Annotated in this window: 16 protein-coding genes; 2 read left to right on the top strand and 14 right to left on the bottom strand. The window is 68.1% G+C overall.

The genetic code is table 11. From position 1 onward, the window contains the following. Window positions 1-154 precede the first annotated feature (154 nt). Window positions 155-628 carry a MarR family winged helix-turn-helix transcriptional regulator gene (locus M1D40_RS05765; protein ID WP_341393760.1) on the top strand — a complete coding sequence of 158 codons (474 nt, stop codon included), beginning with the start codon at window positions 155-157 and terminating at the stop codon, window positions 626-628. A 157-nt stretch (window positions 629-785) separates the two neighbouring features. On the opposite strand, the gene M1D40_RS05760 is transcribed toward M1D40_RS05765, so the two are convergent. The 6 genes from M1D40_RS05760 to dapA all read right to left on the bottom strand — a co-directional run bounded on the left by M1D40_RS05760 (window position 786) and on the right by dapA (window position 8,142). Then, entirely contained in the window at window positions 786-1,211 is a 426-nt protein-coding gene (locus M1D40_RS05760; RefSeq protein ID WP_329609235.1) for a helix-turn-helix domain-containing protein, read from the bottom strand. A gap of 151 nt (window positions 1,212-1,362) precedes the next feature. Then, on the bottom strand, window positions 1,363-1,851 hold the full coding sequence (locus M1D40_RS05755) for a CinA family protein (RefSeq protein ID WP_461170509.1): 489 nt from the start codon (window positions 1,849-1,851) through the stop codon (window positions 1,363-1,365). Further along, window positions 1,848-2,450, bottom strand: coding sequence for a CDP-diacylglycerol--glycerol-3-phosphate 3-phosphatidyltransferase (pgsA, locus tag M1D40_RS05750; RefSeq protein WP_461170508.1), 603 nt, complete (start codon window positions 2,448-2,450; stop codon window positions 1,848-1,850). Before pgsA ends, M1D40_RS05755 begins: the two co-directional genes overlap by 4 nt. Before the next feature lie 20 nt (window positions 2,451-2,470). After that, window positions 2,471-5,401: an FtsK/SpoIIIE family DNA translocase gene (locus tag M1D40_RS05745; protein ID WP_461170507.1), complete on the bottom strand. Its 2,931-nt coding sequence runs from the start codon at window positions 5,399-5,401 to the stop codon at window positions 2,471-2,473. Between the two features lie 110 nt (window positions 5,402-5,511). After that, window positions 5,512-7,203, bottom strand: coding sequence for a ribonuclease J (locus tag M1D40_RS05740; protein WP_461170506.1), 1,692 nt, complete (start codon window positions 7,201-7,203; stop codon window positions 5,512-5,514). Between the two features lie 6 nt (window positions 7,204-7,209). Next, window positions 7,210-8,142 carry a 4-hydroxy-tetrahydrodipicolinate synthase gene (gene dapA / locus M1D40_RS05735; RefSeq protein ID WP_461170505.1) on the bottom strand — a complete coding sequence of 311 codons (933 nt, stop codon included), beginning with the start codon at window positions 8,140-8,142 and terminating at the stop codon, window positions 7,210-7,212. Window positions 8,143-8,249: 107 nt separating this feature from the next. Between dapA and M1D40_RS05730 the strand changes: the two genes are divergently transcribed. After that, on the top strand, window positions 8,250-9,416 hold the full coding sequence (locus M1D40_RS05730) for a heparan-alpha-glucosaminide N-acetyltransferase domain-containing protein (RefSeq protein ID WP_461170504.1): 1,167 nt from the start codon (window positions 8,250-8,252) through the stop codon (window positions 9,414-9,416). 74 nt (window positions 9,417-9,490) lie between these two features. On the opposite strand, the gene M1D40_RS05725 is transcribed toward M1D40_RS05730, so the two are convergent. The 8 genes from M1D40_RS05725 to M1D40_RS05690 all read right to left on the bottom strand — a co-directional run bounded on the left by M1D40_RS05725 (window position 9,491) and on the right by M1D40_RS05690 (window position 15,938). Beyond that, the gene (locus M1D40_RS05725) at window positions 9,491-9,955 is read right to left on the bottom strand and encodes a hypothetical protein (RefSeq protein ID WP_341393767.1); all 465 of its coding nucleotides are present in this window, start codon (window positions 9,953-9,955) and stop codon (window positions 9,491-9,493) included. Window positions 9,956-9,963: 8 nt separating this feature from the next. Beyond that, on the bottom strand, window positions 9,964-10,722 hold the full coding sequence (gene dapB / locus M1D40_RS05720) for a 4-hydroxy-tetrahydrodipicolinate reductase (protein ID WP_341393768.1): 759 nt from the start codon (window positions 10,720-10,722) through the stop codon (window positions 9,964-9,966). A 16-nt stretch (window positions 10,723-10,738) separates the two neighbouring features. Beyond that, the gene (locus M1D40_RS05715) at window positions 10,739-11,227 is read right to left on the bottom strand and encodes a molybdenum cofactor biosynthesis protein MoaE (protein ID WP_461170503.1); all 489 of its coding nucleotides are present in this window, start codon (window positions 11,225-11,227) and stop codon (window positions 10,739-10,741) included. Then, window positions 11,217-11,726: a MogA/MoaB family molybdenum cofactor biosynthesis protein gene (locus M1D40_RS05710; protein ID WP_445818880.1), complete on the bottom strand. Its 510-nt coding sequence runs from the start codon at window positions 11,724-11,726 to the stop codon at window positions 11,217-11,219. The genes M1D40_RS05715 and M1D40_RS05710 overlap by 11 nt, the downstream gene beginning before the upstream one ends. Next, window positions 11,723-12,211 (bottom strand): cyclic pyranopterin monophosphate synthase MoaC, encoded by a 489-nt coding sequence (moaC, locus tag M1D40_RS05705; RefSeq protein WP_341393770.1) that lies wholly within the window; start codon window positions 12,209-12,211, stop codon window positions 11,723-11,725. Before moaC ends, M1D40_RS05710 begins: the two co-directional genes overlap by 4 nt. A gap of 43 nt (window positions 12,212-12,254) precedes the next feature. Continuing rightward, complete coding sequence (locus M1D40_RS05700) at window positions 12,255-13,511, bottom strand: molybdopterin molybdotransferase MoeA (RefSeq protein ID WP_461170502.1); 1,257 nt, start codon at window positions 13,509-13,511, stop codon at window positions 12,255-12,257. Then, entirely contained in the window at window positions 13,508-14,317 is an 810-nt protein-coding gene (locus tag M1D40_RS05695) for a tyrosine-protein phosphatase (RefSeq protein ID WP_461170501.1), read from the bottom strand. Before M1D40_RS05695 ends, M1D40_RS05700 begins: the two co-directional genes overlap by 4 nt. Window positions 14,318-14,399: 82 nt before the next feature. Beyond that, on the bottom strand, window positions 14,400-15,938 hold the full coding sequence (locus M1D40_RS05690; protein ID WP_461170500.1) for a molybdopterin-dependent oxidoreductase: 1,539 nt from the start codon (window positions 15,936-15,938) through the stop codon (window positions 14,400-14,402). Window positions 15,939-15,988 lie beyond the last annotated feature (50 nt).

Genomic DNA, 15,988 nt, shown 5'->3' with positions numbered 1-15,988 from the left:
TTAATCTTCTCACGGCCGCGGCACCGGCGAACGGCGCCCGCCATCCCCGGGAGGAAATCGGCGCCTTCCGGGGCGGACGCCCCCGCCCCGAGACCGTGGCGCCGTCGGCACCCCCGCCGTCGGCCCGGCAGGTGCCGGGCCCTAGAATGGAATCATGACCGAGCAGGCATCCTCCCCCCGCCCCCGGCAGCATGAAGCCGCCATCGAGACGCTGGAGCATGCCCTCTCCGTGCTGTGGCGCCGTGCGCGGTCCAATTCGCACAAGGTGGCGCGCGAGGTGCACCCGGACATGGAGCCGGCAGCCTACGGCCTGCTGTTGCTGCTTCAGCAGCAACAGGCCATGCGCCTGACCGACATCGCGGCCAGCATAGGCATCGGCAAACCGTCCATCAGCCGGCAGATCGTCATGCTCGAGAGCCTCGGCCTTGTGCAGAAGCATGCCGATCCCCAAGACGGCCGGGCGCAGGCTATTTCCCTGACTCCGGCCGGGGCTCAGGCGCTGGCCCGCACCCAGGCAGCACGCAAGGATCTCTTCCGCACGCTGCTGGATGGCTGGGATGACGAGGAGCTGGTGCAGCTGGGATCGCTGCTGACGAAACTCAACGAATCCTACGCACGGGAACGCTGAACGTATCCGCCTCCGGCATCCGGGCAGGCCAACGGGCCCGGGGGCGGATTAGTCCGGATGAGCCCGCGCATGAAAAAAGACCCCGCCGTTGCCGGCGGGGTCTTTTTCATCATGCGGAGGCATGCCGTCCTGGTGCGGCGGCGTGCCCGATGTAGGTCTACGGTGTGCGGGCCAGATCCCGCGCCATGTCATCCGGAAATTCGCGGGCAAACTCGCGCGAGAATTCGGATGGAACGGTGTCGGGTATGGCGATGCCTTCTGCGCTCGCCACCCGGTCGCTGACCTCACGAAGCATCAGAGACAGGGGCACATCCAGCGCGGTGCAGATCGAGGAGAGAAGTTCCGACGAGGCTTCCTTCTGTCCCCGCTCCACCTCGCTGAGGTAGCCAAGGGAAACGCGCGCGCTGTGCGAGACCTCGCGCAGGGTACGACCCTGACGCTGACGGACATCGCGCAGTACGTCGCCAATTTCATGACGAAGAACAACCATTTTGCGCTCCTTTGGCTCCCGGCGTGCATCTTCCGCCAACCCTACATCCCGCCAGCGAATAACGCCGTTCACGGATACGGGTTGCTTAACCATCTGTATCGTCCTGCTCCTTATATGGTCCGGCTGCGGCTTCACCGCAGCTATCTAAAGATCGTAGTTCGGAAACCTTGGCGGTTCCTGATACTAACAACTGAGCGCCGCCGGGTTTTGTTCCCGGCACCGTTCGCACGTTCCTGATGCCCTATTAACGTCTATCCCTAAGGACCCGGGCAAGCATTGACAGTGCTTCGTCGCAGGCCTGCCCTCGGATGGCTGCCCTGTCCCCCGAAAAGAAAAATTCCCGGACTGTGGTCCGCTCCGGAGCGGCCACCGCGATAAACACGCAGCCCACAGGCTTGCCGTCATGCGGTTCGGGGCCTGCAGCACCTGTGGTCGCAACACCGATATCCGCTCCCAGGACCCGCTGTGCACCCTCGGCCATCTGCTTGGCGACCTCGGCGTCGACGGATCCCGCAGTCGCCAGCAGGTCGCCGTCGACCCCCAGGACTTTTTTCTTCACAAAGTTGGCGTACGCGACAACACCGCCGAGCAGCACCGCGGAAGCTCCGGGTACGGCTCCCAGTCCGGCAGCCACCAGGCCGGCGGTGAGTGACTCGGCCGTAGCAACCGTGAGCCCCGCCGCGGCTGCGTCCGCTACCACTGCCGGCGCATCAGCGGTGCCGGCCGAACTCACCGGCTGCCCGGATTCTGCAGGGCCCGGCGGCGCAGCTTCACGGCCTGGATGATGTAGTCCACCCCGGTCACCACGGTGATGACGACGGCGGCCGCCATAACGACTGCGCCGATCCACCAGGCCCAGGCGCCCAGCCATGCGGTCAGCGGCAGGAGCAGAAGGAAGATGGCCAGGGTCTGAACGACCGTCTTGAGCTTGCCGCCGCGGGAGGCTGCCATCACGCCGTAGCGGATCACGACGAACCGGAGAACGGTAATGCCGATTTCGCGGACCAGGATCACGATGGTTACCCACCACCACAGCTCGCCCAGCGCGGACAGCATCACCAGTGCCGACCCGATCAGCAGCTTGTCAGCAATGGGATCGGCGATCTTGCCGAAGTCGGTGATCAGGCCGCGGCTGCGGGCCAGGTCGCCGTCGAGCTTGTCAGTGTAGATGGCCACTGCAAAAGTCGCCACCGCGAGCCAGCGGCACAGTCCGTCCCGCCCGTCGTCGGACAGGAGCAGCCAGATAAACAGCGGAACCATCAGGATCCTGATGACCGTCAGCACGTTGGCGATGTTCAGGACGGGGACATTCCCGGAAGAAGAGTTGCTCACTGTTCCAGCCTAACGCCGAATCAGCGCCCGGTTAGATTCCAGGCGTCCTCTGAACCGTCTTCCTCACCCTCGGCATCGCCGTCGTAATACTCGGTGGACTGCTTGCGGCTCTCCAGGTCCTGGGCCACAAGGTCCACCGGCCCCTCCGGCTCGAAGCCGTGGTTGACGTTGGCGTTCTCGGCCAGCGCCGCCGTCTCGGCAGCTCCGGGCCCGTTGGCTGCCTCTCCCCCGCTGATCGCGGCCAGCGTGGCGGCCAGATCGTCCGGCTTCACCATGACGTCGCGGGCCTTGGAGCCCTCGGAAGGCCCGACGACACCGCGGGATTCCAGCAGGTCCATCAGGCGGCCCGCCTTGGCGAAACCGACGCGCAGCTTGCGCTGGAGCATGGACGTGGAACCGAACTGCGTGGTGACCACAAGTTCGGTGGCCTGCAGCAGCAGGTCCATGTCGTCGCCGATATCGTCTTCGATCTGCTTCTTGGGTGCGGTGACCGTGACGTCGTCGCGGTACACGGCACCGAGCTGGCCCTTGACGTGCTCCACCACGCGGTGGATTTCCGACTCAGTCACCCAGGCACCCTGGACGCGGATGGGCTTGTTGGCGCCCATCGGCAGGAACAGTGCGTCACCCTGGCCCAGCAGTTTTTCGGCACCGGGCTGGTCCAGGACCACGCGTGAGTCGGTGACCGAGGAGGTTGCGAACGCCATGCGCGAGGGCACGTTGGCCTTGATCAGGCCGGTGACGACGTCGACGGAGGGACGCTGCGTAGCCAGGACCAGGTGGATGCCAGCAGCGCGGGCGAGCTGGGTGATGCGAACGATGGAGTCTTCGACGTCGCGCGGAGCGACCATCATCAGGTCGGCGAGCTCATCGACGATCACCAGCAGGTACGGATAGGCCCGGACAACGCGCTTGGAGCCGGCCGGCGGAATGACCTTGCCCAGCTTGACGGCCTTGTTGAAGTCATCGATGTGCTTGAATCCGAAGTTGGCCAGGTCGTCATAGCGGGTGTCCATTTCGCGGACCACCCACTGCAGCGCCTCGGCGGCCTTCTTCGGGTTGGTGATGATCGGGGTGATCAGGTGCGGGACCCCTTCATACGCGGTCAGTTCCACGCGCTTGGGGTCCACCATCACCATGCGCACCTCATCCGGGGTGGAGCGCATCAGGATGGAGGTGATCATGGAGTTTACGAACGAGGACTTACCGGCACCGGTGGCGCCGGCCACCAGGAGGTGGGGCATCTTGGCCAGGTTGGCGACCACGAAGCCGCCCTCCACGTCCTTGCCCACGCCCATGACCATGGGATGTTCGGTCTTGCGGGCGGCGTTGGAGCGCAGCACGTCTCCCAGTGCAACAACTTCCTTGTCCGCGTTCGGGATTTCGATGCCGATGGCGCTCTTGCCCGGGATGGGCGAGAGGATGCGCACGTCCGAGGACGCAACGGCGTAGGAAATGTTCTTGGACAGGGCGGTGACCCGCTCCACCTTGGTGCCCGGTGAGAGCTCGATTTCGTAGCGCGTGACCGTCGGTCCGCGGCTGAAGCCGGTGACGTGCGCTTCGACCTTGAACTGGTCCAGCGTGTTGGTCAGGGCCTCGACGACGGCGTCGTTGGCTTCGGAGCGTTCCTTGGCCGGCGGTCCGGCGGGCAGGAACTCGGAGGGCGGCAGCGTGTAGGTCACGTCGCCGGAGAGCTGCAGCTGTTCGGTGCGCTGCGGGATGGGCGTGGCCGGGGTGAGGTTGCGGACCGTGCGTGCCGGAACCGGCGGCACGGCGGGAACCGGGGGCAGTCCGTCCGGGACGGGCAGGTCGGCGGCGGCTTCCGGAACCATGCTGATGGCTTCGGTGGGCGGCTCGGCGCCGTCGAACCCGCCGGCCGGCAGGCCCTGGGCGCGGCGGATCTTCTGGGTTGCCAATTCGGACCGGGTGGGCCGGCGCACGCCCGGCGGAATGGCCGGTTCCGCCGCCGCGGCGGCGGCACTGGCTTCCTCGTCTTCATCGGCCAGGACGGCACGCTCGAAGGCCTCGTCGCCGGCGAATCCTTCGGCGGGAAGATCGTCCTCGGCTTCGGAATTGCGGCCGAACATCCGCGACTTCTTTTTCGGGGTCTTGGCAGCCTTTGCGGCCCGCTGGTCCCGCTCGTACAGGTAGCTCTGGTCGTGCGCCTCGGGGTCGTCCGGGGCAAGGTCCTGGCCCATCAGGTGTTCGTAGAGGGCGCGCAGGCGCAGCGGGATGTGACGGAACGGCGTGGCCGTGATGATGAGCAGGCCAACGAAAACCAGGAACCCCAGCAGGATGGCCACCGGCCACGTGGTCAGCGCCGCGGACAGCGGGCCGGCCACCAGGAAGCCGACAATGCCTCCGGAGGCCCAGAGCCGGTCGAAGCCGTCCGAGAGTGCGGGCGAGCCGCCCACTATGTGCGTGATGCCGGAACCGGCGAAAAGGACCAGGACCAGGCCAATGCTGATGCGGCTGTTGGCGTGGTGGCGTTCGGGGTAGCGGAAGAGCCGGACGGCGCCGGTCAGGAGCATGAAGGGAACGACGACGGCCATCCAGCCGAAGGTGCCGGCCGCGCCGGCATGGATGATGTCCGCCACCGGGCCGCGCAGTGCCCACCACTCGACCGTGGCCACGGCCAGTGCGGTGAGGATCAGGAAGAAGCCGGTGCCGTCGCGGCGGACGTCCCGGTCGGGAACGACGTCGGCGCCCAGCTTGCGGATTCCGGCGCCGGCCAGGCGGGCCATCCCCATCCAGGCCCCCTGGATGGCGCGCAGCGGCAGCGGCACCTGCTCGGCGTCGGCCTGCGCTTTTGCGCCTGCCCCGGAGCGGCCGGTGGCCTTGCCCCGCGGCTGGGTTTTGCCGGCGGATTTTCCTGTGGTGCCCCCGGTGTTCCGGCTGGTGCTCCGGCCGGAAGCAGAGCCGCGTGCGGCAGGGGAAGTACGAGTGGCCATAGCCTCCACGGTACCCGATGGGGCCGGGCAAGCCGCGGATTTACGCGGTCTGCCGGGCCCCGGGAATACCTGTTGTGCCCCTGCCCGGCCTGCGCCGGAGCCCGCGGGGCTTAGGCCTCGAGGACCACCGGGACGATCATGGGACGCCGGCGCAGGCGCCGGTTGACCCAGGTGCCGACAACCCGGCGGACCACCTGCTGCAGCTGGTAGGTGGTGTGGTCCTTGTTGGAAGTGACCGCTTCCTCCAGCGCCTTGCTGATCTTGGGCTTGATTTCGTCAAACACTGCGTCGTCTTCCGCGAAGCCGCGGGCGTGGATTTCCGGACCGGAAACGATCGTGCCCGTGCTGCGGTTGACCACGGTGATGACCGAGATGAAGCCTTCCTCGCCGAGGATGACGCGGTCCTTGAGGTCGGTGTCGGTGATCTCCCCGACGCTGGAGCCGTCCACGTAGACAAACCCGCACTCCACGGCACCCACCACGCGGGCCTTGCCGTCGCGCAGGTCCACCACCGTGCCGTCGTCGGCCAGGATCACGTTCTGCGCGGGGACCCCGGTGGCTTCGGCCAGCTTGCCGTTGGCGATCAGGTGCCGGGTTTCGCCGTGCACGGGCATGGCGTTTTTCGGCTGCAGGATGTTGTAGGTGTAGAGCAGTTCCCCGGCCGAGGCGTGGCCCGAGACGTGGATTTTGGCGTTGCCCTTGTGCACGACGTCGGCGCCGAGCTTCATCAGGCCGTTGATGACCCGGAAAACGGCGTTTTCATTGCCCGGGATCAGCGAGGAGGCCAGGATCACCGTGTCGCCCCGCCCGATGCGGATCCGGTGGTCGCCGTTGGCCATGCGCGAGAGCGCGGCCATGGGCTCGCCCTGGGAACCGGTGGACATCAGCACCAGCCGGTCATCGGGCATGTCGTCCACGTTTTTCAGGTCCATCAGGATCCCGGCGGGCACATTCAGGTATCCCAGCTTCTCTGCGATGGCCATGTTGCGCACCATCGACCGGCCGACGAAGCACACCTTGCGGTTGTGCGCCGCTGCGGCGTCGAGCACCTGCTGCACGCGGTGGATGTGGGAGGAGAAGGACGCCACGATGATGCGCTTCTTCACCTTGCCGAAGAGGGTTTCCAGCACGGGGCCGATTTCGCGCTCGGCGGTGGTGAAACCGGGCACGTCGGCGTTGGTGGAGTCGGCCATGTACAGGTCCACGCCCTCCTCGCCAAGCCGCGCGAAGGCCCGCAGATCCGTGATCCGCCCGTCGAGGGGAAGCTGGTCCATCTTAAAGTCCCCGGTGTGCAGCACGGTGCCGCCGGCGGTCCGGATGAACACGGCCAGGGCGTCCGGAATGGAGTGGTTCACGGCCACGAACTCGCATTCGAAGGGCCCGAACTGTTCCACCTGCCCCTCGGTGACGGTAAAGGTGAACGGCTTGATCCGGTGTTCCTGCAGCTTGGCCTCGATCAGGGCCAGGGTCAGCTGCGAGCCGATCAGGGGAATGTCGTTCTTCAGGCGCAGCAGGTACGGCACCGCACCAATGTGGTCTTCGTGCCCGTGCGTGAGCACTACGCCCACGACGTCGTCGAGCCGGTCCTCGATATAGGAGAAGTCGGGCAGGATCAGGTCCACGCCCGGCTGGGTTTCCTCCGGAAAGAGGACACCGCAGTCCACGATCAGCAGTTTGCCGTCGATTTCGAACACGGCCATGTTGCGGCCGATCTCGCCGAGGCCGCCAAGGGGGACGATCCGGAGGGTGCCCTCCTCCAGGGCCGGCGGAGTGCTGAGCGCGGAAACTGCGGTTTCAGTCATGGTGCTTTAGGCCTTGCCTTCCGTAAGGGTCCGGGAGAAGTCCCATCCGGCCTCGGCCAGATCCGTCAGGACGGTCTCCATTTCGACGGCGTCGGGCGCCACCAGCGGCAGCCGGACGGCGGCGCTGGGAATGGTCCCCTGAAGCTTCAGGATCTGCTTGGCGGAGACGGCTCCGGGAATACGGGTCATGACGGCGCGCACCACCGGGTCCAGTTCGAAGTGGATCCGGCGGGCGGTGGCGAAATCCCCCGCCGCCGCGGCATCCACCAGCGCACGGAATTGCGCCGTGGCCACGTGGGCCGAAACGCTGACGACGCCGACGGCTCCGGCGGCCATCCAGGGCAGGGTCAGGCCGTCGTCGCCGGCGTAGACGTCAAGGGTGGTGTTGGCGATCACCTGCGTGATCGCGGCGAAATCCGCCTTGGCGTCCTTCAGGGCGGTGACGGCCGGAATGTTGGCGAGGCGGACCATGGTGTCCGTGGAGATGGCAATGCCGGCGCGGCCCGGAATGTCGTAAATCATGATCGGCAGGTCGGTGGCGGCGGCGACGGCTTCGAAGTGCGCAACGACTCCGGCCTGGGTCGGCTTGTTGTAATACGGCGTCACGACCAGCTGCGCGTCGGCACCGGCGCGGAGCGCGCGGCGGGCCATTTCCACCGAGTGTGAGGTGTGGTTGGTCCCGGTGCCGGCAATGACCTTGGCGCGGCCGCCCACGGTTTCGGCGACAACCCGGAACAGGTCTTCCTTTTCGCTGTCCTCCAGGGTGGAGGTTTCTCCCGTGGTTCCCGAAACCACCAGCCCGTCGCAGCCGTCTTCCACGAGCTTGTTGGCGAGTTTTGCCGTGGCGTCGAAGTCCACGGCTCCGTCCTCGGTGAACGGTGTCACCATGGCGGTGACGAGGGTTCCAAACGGAAGTGCACGAATATCAGAATCAGCCATGGGTAAAACGTTACCCGTTCCCTGCACCGTTGGGACAACGCGGGAGCCACACCGGGGGCCGGAAAGGCACTGCGCGCCCCGGGCGTGTGCTGTGAGACGATCGGTTCATGATCGGACGGCGGCTTACGGGCATCGATGCGGCCCGGGGCATAGCGCTTCTGGGCATGATGGCGACCCATATATTCCCTCTTTACGACGAGCGGACGGGAGACCCCTCCTGGGCCGGCCTCGTGCTCTCGGGGCGCTCTTCGGCACTGTTTGCGGTGGTGGCCGGGATCGGCCTGGCACTGCTCACCGGCGGCAGCCAGCCGCGGTCCGGGCGTGCACTGTCCGCGGACCGGCGCGGCATCGCCGTGCGGGCCCTGATTATCGCCCTGGTCGGCCTGACGCTCGGCGGGCTGGACACCTCCATTGCCATCATCCTGTTCCACTACGGCGTCCTGTTCCTGCTGGCGCTGCCCTTTGTGGGCATGCGGTTGCCCCGGCTCGCGTTGTGGGCAGGTGCCTGGCTGCTGCTCTCCCCGGTCCTGGCCTATCTGGTCCGCCCGTGGCTCTACTCGGCCGTCGAGCCGTCAACACTGGACTCGAATGTCAGCTGGGAGGCCTTCCTGCAACCCGGAACCCTGCTGGCGGATGTCTTCTTCACCGGCTTTTATCCGGTGGTGCAGTGGCTGAGTTACCTGCTGATCGGGCTGCTGATCGGACGGCTCCGGCTTTCCGAAGTGTCCGTCCAGGTTGGCCTGGTGACCGCCGGTATTGCCGCTGCGGCCGGCGCGAAGTTCCTGAGCTATTACCTGCTGGTGGACCGGGGCGGCTTTGAGACCCTGCTGGAAACGAATTCCGGCCGCATCTGGCCCCTTGCCCGGATGATGGAGGTCAACCTCGCCGGAGTGGAACAGACCGGGTCATGGTGGTGGCTCGCGGTGAGCGGTCCGCACTCGGGCACCCCGCTGGATCTGCTGCATACCGCGGGCACCGCAGCCGCCGTCGTCGGGGTGTGCCTGCTGCTGACCCGGGCACGGCCGAACCTGCTGCTGCCCCTCTCAGCTGCCGGAGCCATGACGCTGACGCTGTACAGCGTGCATGTCTGGATCATGTCCGTCACCGATGCCCAGCCGGTGCCGCCGGAGCCGGTGTGGCTGTTCTGGATCTCTGCGGTGGCGGCTGCCGGCATCGGCATCGCCTTCACCCGGTTTGGATCACGCGGTCCGCTGGAGACGGTGACCCACGGAGCCTCGCAGCTGGCGCGGCACGGGTCCCTCAGCGGCAAATAAGGGGCTGCTCCCCTGCGAGATGGCAGCAGGTGTCCTTCTCAGGGCTGAGAAGGACACCTACTGCCATCTCGGGGCTAGGAGGAGTAGAGCTTACCGGCCCGGCGCATGGCAGCACGGGCGCGCTTGCGGTCCCCCGCGGCGTCGTACGCGCAGGAGAGCCGGAACCAGGCACGCCAGGACTGGGGCGCCGCTTCAACCTCGGCCTGGTAGGCGGGGAACTCCGCGTCGGCCGCGTCCCGGATGATCCGGCCCGCGGGGGTGCGCGGCAGGTTGTCCACCGGCAGTCCGCCTTCGTCGGCGAGAATATGGGCCATCTTCTCCGTCCGGCCGCCGAACTGCAGCTCGCGGATCAGGGCCCAGGCCCCGACAATCGGCAGCACCAGGTACGCCGCTCCGAGGGCCTTCGCGCCGAGTTCGTCGGCGGACAGCAGAGTCCAGCCGCGCTGCAGCACAACCACCATGTAGAACACCAGCAGCAGGGTGATCAGCAGGACGCCGATCTTGGCCTTGTTACGGAAAAACCCGGTAAAAAAAGACAACGTGTTCCTTAGGCGTTCAGGTTGAGGTAGCCGTCGAGTCCGACGGTCAGGCCCGGATGGGCAGCAGCTTCCCGCAGGCCCAGCAGGACGCCGGGCATGAAGGATGCCCGGTCAAACGAATCGTGGCGGATGGTCAGCTGCTCGCCGGCGCCGCCCAGCAGCACCTCCTGATGCGCCACCAGCCCGCGCAGCCGGACGGAGTGGACACGGATGCCGTCGATGTCGGCGCCGCGGGCACCGGGCACTTCCTTGACGGTGGCGTCCGGAGAGGGCGCCACCCCCGCTTCCGCACGGGCTTCGGCCATCAGCTGCGCGGTGCGCACGGCAGTTCCCGACGGCGCATCGATCTTGTCCGGATGGTGCAGTTCAATAACCTCCACCGACTCGAAATACCGGGCGGCCTTCGCCGCAAACGCCGAGGCCAGAACCGAACCCAGCGCAAAATTCGGTGCGATCAGCACCGCGGTGCCGGGGTGTTCTTCCAGCAGGGCGGAGAGCCGGGCCAGCCGGTCGGCGTCCCATCCGGTGGTGCCGACGACGGCGTGCATCCCGTGCTCGACGGCGAAGCGGACGTTTGCTTCACTGCTGTCGGGAACGGTCAGGTCAACCACGTATTGGGCACCGGCGGAGACAAGTGTTTCGAGCGAATCGCCGCGGCCGAGGGCGGCCACCAGCTTCAGGTCGGGTGCCGCTTCGACGGCTTTAACGGCTTCGGATCCCATGCGGCCGCCGGCCCCGAGGACCGCTACGGCGAGTTGCTCAGTCATACCCCCAGATTACCGGTCACTGCGGGGCGTCGCTGACACCCACCCACTCGGACGTCCCGTCGCTGAAGCCCTGTTCCTTCCAGATGGGTACCCGCGCCTTGACCGTGTCCACCAGTTCGGAACAGGCCGCGAAGGCGACGCCGCGGTGCGCAGCACCCACTGCGGCCACCAGGGCGGCGTCACCGATCTCGAGCGGACCGGTGCGGTGGCCGACCCAGATCCGCACGCCGTCATGCGCTGCGGCAATCTCGGCCGCGACGTCGGCAATGACCCGCTCGGCGGAGGGGTGGGCGCTGTAGGAGAGGCTGGCGACACCGCGGCCGCCGTCGTGGTTGCGGACAATCCCGCTGAACCCGACCACCGCGCCGCACTCCGGCGACCAGGCCGCGTTGTGCGCGTGCTCGGCGTTCAGCGGCAGGTCAGAGACCGTCGCATTCACGACTTCGGAGGCAACGGAGGCGGCCCCGCCGGGTGCTGTGCCCGGTCCTGCATGCTCAGTGTCCATGGTGTCCCTCCAGCTGTCCGCAGATGTGCCCAATTATCGGTTCCAGCACCGCGAGCCCGTCCGCGACCGCCCCGGGCGAACCCGGAAGGTTCACGACGAACGTCCGCCCTGCAGTGCCCGCATGGCCGCGGCTGATGGCGGCCATCGGCGTTTTGGTGCGGCCGTCTGCGCGCAGGGCTTCCATAACTCCCGGAACTTCACGTTCCAGCAGCGGCAGCGTCTGCTCCGGCGTGCAGTCATCGGGACTCAGCCCGGTGCCGCCGCTGGTGAGGATCACCGCCGGTTCAAGCGCGAGCATGCGACGCAGCGACTCCCCCACGCCGTCGCCGTCGGGCACCACTTCGGCGAGCACGACGTCGAAGCCCAGCGCGTAGAGCCAGTCCGAGGCCAAGGGCCCGCACTCGTCCTCGTACTCGCCCCGGGCTGCCCGGGTGGAGGCAATCAGGACGGCCGCAGTACGGCGGGGATGCTGGTGCGGGGCCGGCGGCTTCTCAGTCACAGTGTCCAGTCTCCGCTCTTGCCGCCGGATTTGGCGAGGACCTGGATGTCGGTGATGGACGCGTGCTTGTCCACGGCTTTGATCATGTCGTACAGGGTCAGCGCAGCCACGGACGCCGCGGTCAGGGCTTCCATCTCCACACCGGTCACTGCCTTGGTTTTCACGGTGGCCAGGATGACGACGTCGGTGTCCCCGGGTTCAAAGTCCACGGTTACCTTGGTCAGCGGCAGCGGGTGGCACAGCGGAATCAGGGTGGAGGTCTGCTTGGCCCCCATGATCCCGGCGACACGGGAGACGGCCAAAGCGTCCCCCTTGGGCAGGCCGCCCCCGGAGAGAAGCTTCACGACGTCGGCGGTGGTCCGCAGCCGTGCCTGGGCGGTGGCGACGCGCGTGGTTTCGGTCTTGGCGGAGACATCCACCATGTGCGCGGAGCCGTCTTCACGGACGTGGGTGAGCCCGGGCTGCTGCCCGTCGGTGCCGGTCATGAAAAAACTCCGGTCATGAAAGAACTCCTTTTGAGCAATGCGGTTAGTTCAACAGCCATACTGTCACTTCCGTGCCGGCCGGCAGCGTCTGAACCCCGGCGGGGAGGTGGACCAGGGCGTTGGAGGAGGCCAGGGCGTGCACCAGGTGTGAGCTCGGCCCGCCGATCAGCTCCACCCGGCCAGCCGTGCCCGGCTCGGCGGGGGCTGTGTAGCGGCCCCGCCGCACCTGGTGCTTGGCTGCGGGGCTGCTCGCTTCCTCGGTCAGGAGCGCCGGCAGCTCCGGGCGGGGCGCGGGGGAACCGGTCAGGGTGCCCAGCGCCGGACGCAGGAACACCTCGAAGGAAACCACGGAGCTGACCGGGTTGCCGGGAAAACCGAGAAAGGGAACGCCGTCAAGGGATCCGATTGCCTGCGGCCCGCCGGGCTGCATGGCAACCGGAAGGAACTGCACGCCCTCGGCGGCCAGGGCCAGCCGGACCACTTCGTAGGCCCCCATGCTGATACCGCCGGAGGTGAGCACCAGATCGACCCGGTGGCGGGCCAGGTCTTCGCGGAGCTGGGCCAGAAAGCGTTCCGGTGAGTCCGCCAGGATGCGGGTCCGAACCACCTCGGCACCGGCCTCCTGCAGGCTGACGGCCAGCAGCGTGGAGTTGGCGTCATGGATCTGCCCGGGGGCCAGTTCCTGCCCCGGTTCCACCACCTCGTCGCCGGTGCTGAGCAGCAGCACCCGGAACCGGGCACGGACCGGCACTGCGGGTATGCCCAGCGCAGCCAGCAGGCCCAGCTGCAGTGCGCCCAGGCGGGTGCCGGCCGGCAGGGCCAGGGCCCCGGCGCGGATGTCGCTGCCTGCAGTGCGGATAAAGTCTCCGGCGGCGGCACCGGCGGGAAAGCTCACCGTGGCCCCGGGGCGCTCCCGGTCCGGAAAAAACGCGTTGGGCACGGCACGTTCGATGGGTACGACGGCGTCGGCTCCGGCCGGCAGCATGGCACCGGTCATAATCGGAGCGGCAGCTCCCGGAGCCAGGGCGGGAGCAGCAATGCCTGCGGGAATCGGCTCACTCACGCGCAGCGGCAGGGCGTTTCCCGGGGCGGACCCGAGGTCGGCCGTACGGACCGCATAACCGTCCATCTGGGAATTGTCGAAGGGAGGGAGACTTCCCGGTGCGTGCACGTCCGCGGCCAGCACCCTGCCTGCTGCCGCCGCCAGCTGCAAAGTCTCGGAGCGCTCCGGTGCTGCAGCCAGGCCGGATTTAAGGAGCCGGAACACCGCGTCCCGGTGTTCTTCCACCGTCCGCGTCACTGCCGGCTCCGCAGCCGGCGGTGCAGCGTGGCCAGCTCGTCGTCCGTCAGGCCTCCGGAGCGCAGGTACTCCGCCGCACCCCCGTGTTCTTCGCTCACCCACGCCAGTGCCTGTGTGATGGCACCGGCAGGCGCGCCGGTCACCAACGCCGCCACGTCCTCCGTCAGGGGAACGCCCAGGTCCTTGATCATCCCGAGCATCCGGTCGGCCCACTCCCCCGCAAGGTTGGCCTCGCTCTGCCGGTAGTCGGCCACCACCGCTTCCGGTTCCACACCGACGGCGCTCAGGATCAGCGCCACTGCCACGCCGGTGCGGTCCTTCCCCGCCGTGCAGTGCACCAGCGTCGCGGAACCTTCCCCGGTGCCCGCCACCCGGCGGGCTGTCTCGGCAAACACGGTGCCGGCGTCCTGCAGCATCCCGGTGTAAAGGCCGCCCAGCGTCGGCAGCTGTGCCACGGCGGCCTGCACCGCCCGGGCGGCGGCTTCCGGGTCGCCGGACTGGCGGGCGCGCTGCATCCCTTCCTGGGCTGCTCCGGTGAAGGCGCCCTCAAACAGCGGCAGGTCCACCCGGGTGAAGGAGCGGGCCGCGGGCAGCCGGTCCGGTGCCATGCGCTGCTCGGCAGGTGTCCGCAGATCGATGATCACCTCGATTTCCGACTCGGCCAGGCTTGCCAGCCCGCGGGGAGTCAGCCCGCTGAGGGCATCGGACCGGTAGAGGACTCCGGGGGCGCTTCGGCCTCCTCCGGCCAGCGGCAGCCCGCCGGTGTCGCGGAAATTGACAGTGCCTTCCAGAGCGGTGATCGTCACAAACCGAGCCTAGCCCATCCCTTCGGCTGCGGCCGTGCTGCAGCCGAAGGCACCGGTTCCGGGAGCCGGGCCTGCTGCGGGATCACCTGACGGCCAGGCGAATGGTGTGCAGGCCGGTGGCGCCGTCGGGGACCACGGGCCGCACGTCCTCGTCCTGCTCTGCTCCGGCCGCGTCCAGGGCGCGCACGGTGACAACGTGGTCCCCGGAGCCCAGGTCCAGGACCGCGGACCACTGCACCCAGGTGTCCACCGAGATGCCGGAAGCCAGCTCCGCATCCTGCCAGCGGCCGTCGTCGACCCTTACCTGCACCCCGCGGATGCCGGTGTGCTGCGCCCAGGCCATGCCGGCAACGGTCACGGCGCCGGGCTCCACCGACGCGCGGTCGGAGGGGGTGTCGATGCGGGAGGAGAGCTTGACGGGCCCTCGTTCGGTCCAGCCCCGCTCGGTCCAGTAGGCCGTTTCATCGCTGAACCGGGTCACTTTCAGCTCGGTGACCCACTTGGTAGCCGAAACATAGCCGTACAGCCCCGGCACCACCAGCCGCACCGGAAACCCGTGTTCCAGCGGCAGCGGCTCGCCGTTCATTCCCACGGCGAGCAGCGCGTCACGAGAATCGGTCAGTGCTTCGAGCGGGGTGGAGGCCGTCCAGCCGTCGCGGCTGGTGGACAGCACCATGTCGGCGCCCTCCCGGACTCCGGCGGCTGCCAGGAGGTTCCGCACCGGCCAGCCCAGCCATTTGGCGTTGCCGATCAGGCTTCCGCCCACCTCGTTGGAGACGCAGGCCAGCGTCACGTAGCTTTCTTGCAGGGGCTTGGCCAGCAGTTCGGCGAAGCTGATTTCAACCTCGCGGTCCACCATGCCCGTCACCGCCAGGCTCCACTGCTCCGAGTTGACCAGCGGCACGCTCAGCGCGGTGTCGATCCGGTAGAACTCGGCCGCGGGGGTGAGCACCGGGTCCAGTCCGCTGATGCCCAGTTCCGCTCCGGCAGGGATGGGCGGTGCAGGGGTCACCGGGGCGGGCAGGACAACGCCGTCGCGCAGGGAAACCGTGGTGATCTGCCCTGCCCGCGAGGTGCCTGCCAGGGCGCCCGCCGCGACGGCTACGCCGGCTCCGCCGCCGACCCCGAGCAGCACGTCCCGCCGCCGGGCGCCCGCTTCGTCCGGGGCCGCGGCGCCCCACCTGCGGATGCGGGCCAGGAAGGCCCGCAGCACCGGAACGCCCACGGCCACCGCCAGCAGCGGCGGCAGCAGGGACAGCACGCTCATCTGCGGGCGGGACAGTACGGCAGCCAGCCCGGCAGTTCCGAACAAGGCCACAACGACGGCGCCCGCCGGCGGCCGGCGCAGCTCCAGGATCCCGGCGGCGGCGGCGAAAACCGCGATCACGGCCGCCATGGCCACGAGGAACGCCGCTTTGTCGGCGGTGCCGAACAGGCTGATCGCCCAGTCCTTGACCGGCGCCGGCATCGCGTCGATGACCACCGATCCCACCGCGCTCACCGGTGACAGGGACGGGCTCAGCAGTGCTGCGGAGAGCTCCCCGGCGGCCACAGCCAGCCCGGCCGCCGCCAGTCCCGCCGCGGCCGACCACAGGGAAAGGAACCGGTCAGTGCCGTTCATGGGGCTCATTTCTGTTGGTGCTGCATGATGTGTTGCCGGTGCGCCGGGAG

It is taken from the genome of Arthrobacter sp. Z1-15 (assembly GCF_054792395.1).
The sequence above is the reverse complement of the archived record's forward strand: the minus strand, read 5'-3'. Positions and strand labels throughout refer to the sequence as shown.

What these genes read in the sequence shown, in the direction of transcription:
- M1D40_RS05715 (WP_461170503.1), bottom strand. Translation starts at nt 11,227, where the DNA reads ATGGACACTGAGCATGCAGGACCGGGCACAGCACCCGGCGGGGCCGCC.
- M1D40_RS05730 (WP_461170504.1), top strand. Translation starts at nt 8,250, where the DNA reads ATGATCGGACGGCGGCTTACGGGCATCGATGCGGCCCGGGGCATAGCG.
- dapA (WP_461170505.1), bottom strand. Translation starts at nt 8,142, where the DNA reads ATGGCTGATTCTGATATTCGTGCACTTCCGTTTGGAACCCTCGTCACC.
- dapB (WP_341393768.1), bottom strand. Translation starts at nt 10,722, where the DNA reads ATGACTGAGCAACTCGCCGTAGCGGTCCTCGGGGCCGGCGGCCGCATG.
- M1D40_RS05745 (WP_461170507.1), bottom strand. Translation starts at nt 5,401, where the DNA reads ATGGCCACTCGTACTTCCCCTGCCGCACGCGGCTCTGCTTCCGGCCGG.
- M1D40_RS05740 (WP_461170506.1), bottom strand. Translation starts at nt 7,203, where the DNA reads ATGACTGAAACCGCAGTTTCCGCGCTCAGCACTCCGCCGGCCCTGGAG.
- moaC (WP_341393770.1), bottom strand. Translation starts at nt 12,211, where the DNA reads ATGACCGGCACCGACGGGCAGCAGCCCGGGCTCACCCACGTCCGTGAA.
- M1D40_RS05690 (WP_461170500.1), bottom strand. Translation starts at nt 15,938, where the DNA reads ATGAACGGCACTGACCGGTTCCTTTCCCTGTGGTCGGCCGCGGCGGGA.
- M1D40_RS05760 (WP_329609235.1), bottom strand. Translation starts at nt 1,211, where the DNA reads ATGGTTAAGCAACCCGTATCCGTGAACGGCGTTATTCGCTGGCGGGAT.
- M1D40_RS05765 (WP_341393760.1), top strand. Translation starts at nt 155, where the DNA reads ATGACCGAGCAGGCATCCTCCCCCCGCCCCCGGCAGCATGAAGCCGCC.